Raw genomic sequence first — 2,294 nt, 5'->3', positions numbered from 1 at the left:
TGGCTATAAGTAATTGCTTGTTCTCGTCTACTTTGGAAATTCCTGCGGAATTTCCAACTTGGTGTGTACTTGCAAAGTTAATCGCTAAACCACGCAACTACTCATAGCCGAGACCGTTAGCTTTAATGCGAGAGCAAGTTTGCGGTTTGAAAAAAGCCTGGTTTATTTTTCGATTTTTTTTTAGAATTTTAAAGTAGATAAATCCGAAAAACTGTGTGCGGAATTTCAAAATTTTCGGAATTATCACTCAAACGTGGAATGAAAAACAACAGCGGAATTGCTCACTCAAACTCTGAATTGAATTACGGTTGACTTTTTAGCTTGTTTGCGCAATCGGAACTGGAAAAACAACGCTGGAATTGCGCACTCGAACCTGAATTAAAAAACGGTCGGAATTTCAGCAAGTTTGTGGAATGAATTAAACGTAGAAATTAAAGAAACCTGAATAAAAAGCTGACTGAAAAAACAAAAAACGGAATGAATTATAAAAGCACTAAAAGCTAACAACGGCTATAATTCATTACGGCGGAATTTCCTCGCGGAAATTCCATTCATTTTTGCTATCTTTCGGTCAACGTCGGAATGACACTCACGTGACATTCCGTAACGAAATCATAGCCAAAACCGTTGTAGCACATTATGACCAACCAAACGCAAAATGAATAAATTCACAGTTCTTTTATTACTCATAACAATCGGAATTATTTCCTGCAAAAATTCTGAAAAAGAAATTGATAAATTGGAAATTGCCAAGAAATACTATAAAATTCTTGACAAATCAGATGTTTCTGGAATCGAAACTTTGCTGACCGATAGCCTATTGACAAAGGAAACCGAATATGACTATGAACAGACATTTTCCAAAAAAGAATACGTGGAATGGCTAAAATGGGATTCTGTGTTTGAACCGACTTACAAAATCCTCGAAATCGGACAGGAAAATGGAACTGTAAAAGCTAAAATTTCAAAAACAGACAAAAGAATCTCTTTCCTTCATAAAGAGCCTATTGTGACTTACCAAGTTATCCATTTTGACAAGTATAAAATAACCAGTATTGAAACAACAAAATATGTGATTTTCAACGATTCAGTATTTGTGAAAAACAGAGACGGACTCTTGAATTGGATTGACAAAAATCACCCTGAACTGAATGGATTTATTCACGACCAAACAAAGACTGGCGGAATGAAATACTTAAAAGCGATTGAACTTTATGAAAATAAAAAATAACGTGCTACAACATTGTATAACCGCAATTACGGCGGATTCGACTGCGTCCGAATCCACTCGGAATTGCTAACGTCTGTGCTAAACCGAAAAACATTATCTTTAATCCCGTAACTGACGGTTATACGAGACCGTTGTAAGTAATTTTGACGCACATTTATGGACAATATAAAACCAACATTATTTTTCATTTTCGCAGCTTTAATTTTTTGGTTCGTTGGACCAATAATTGTGAAATTCCAATTAAGGTTTCATAAAAAGCACAATCCAAATTTGGTTGAAAAAGCACCAGGGATTTTCAAAGGAATGAAAATCTTTTTTCAAGTCTTTTCTATCATTTGTGTGTTATTTGCTTTCATTGTGCTTTTCGGAATTAAAATTTAAAATTAATGAGCAAATTGCAATTAAAGTTTGAAATTCCTAAAAATGGTTGGTTACCTACAAACTTTAAAACTTCGGACTTTGAATTGAATTTTATTACTTCAAATGTTCCCGAAAATCCGACTGACAAACTTTGTGAATCTCTGATTTTAACTCTGAACGGAATCGAAACGGAAATATGTTGGAACTTGGAGCCAGAATGTTATTTCTTTGAACTAAAACCAAACGGAAAGGGAATTGACTTTATTATCTCAAAAAGTGGTGGAATAACCAAAAAACGCAATCTGATTTATAAACTGACTGGAGATTTTAAGACTGTGCTTTTACCAATGTATCGGAGTTTAAAAAAGTTCAGCACGTTGGAATTTGATAAAATGGATTGGAAAAAAATCGACAAAACAAAACTGAATAAATTAACTGAATTAGTAACGGAAAGAAAAAACTACTTACAACACCGGCTATAGTTCATTGCTTCGGATTTTCTGCCGAAAATCCTCGCAAATTTGCTATCTTCGGTTTACGGCGGAAAATCCTAGCGGATTTTCACGCAACGAAACCATAGCCAAACCGTTGTGTGCAATAACCCTTACTTGCTAGGTTATTTAAAAAATCAGTAAAGCGCGCGAATTTGGAAGGAAAATAATCAGTATTTTATGGTAGGACTGGTTGCAAACCAGGGCCATCA

2 protein-coding genes are annotated in these 2,294 nt (G+C 34.7%); both read left to right on the top strand.

Going from position 1 to position 2,294, the window contains the following annotated elements; genetic code table 11:
• Window positions 1-658 precede the first annotated feature (658 nt).
• Window positions 659-1,231, top strand: coding sequence for a hypothetical protein (locus H4O20_RS13355; protein WP_185099595.1), 573 nt, complete (start codon window positions 659-661; stop codon window positions 1,229-1,231).
• A 386-nt stretch (window positions 1,232-1,617) separates the two neighbouring features.
• Window positions 1,618-2,073, top strand: a complete 456-nt coding sequence (locus H4O20_RS13350; protein WP_110476669.1) for a hypothetical protein — start codon at window positions 1,618-1,620, stop codon at window positions 2,071-2,073.
• The last annotated feature ends 221 nt before the right edge of the window (window positions 2,074-2,294 follow it).

Origin of the sequence: Aequorivita sp. 609 (assembly GCF_014212065.1) — a bacterium.
Classification (GTDB): domain Bacteria; phylum Bacteroidota; class Bacteroidia; order Flavobacteriales; family Flavobacteriaceae; genus Aequorivita; species Aequorivita sinensis.
The sequence above is the reverse complement of the archived record's forward strand: the minus strand, read 5'-3'. Positions and strand labels throughout refer to the sequence as shown.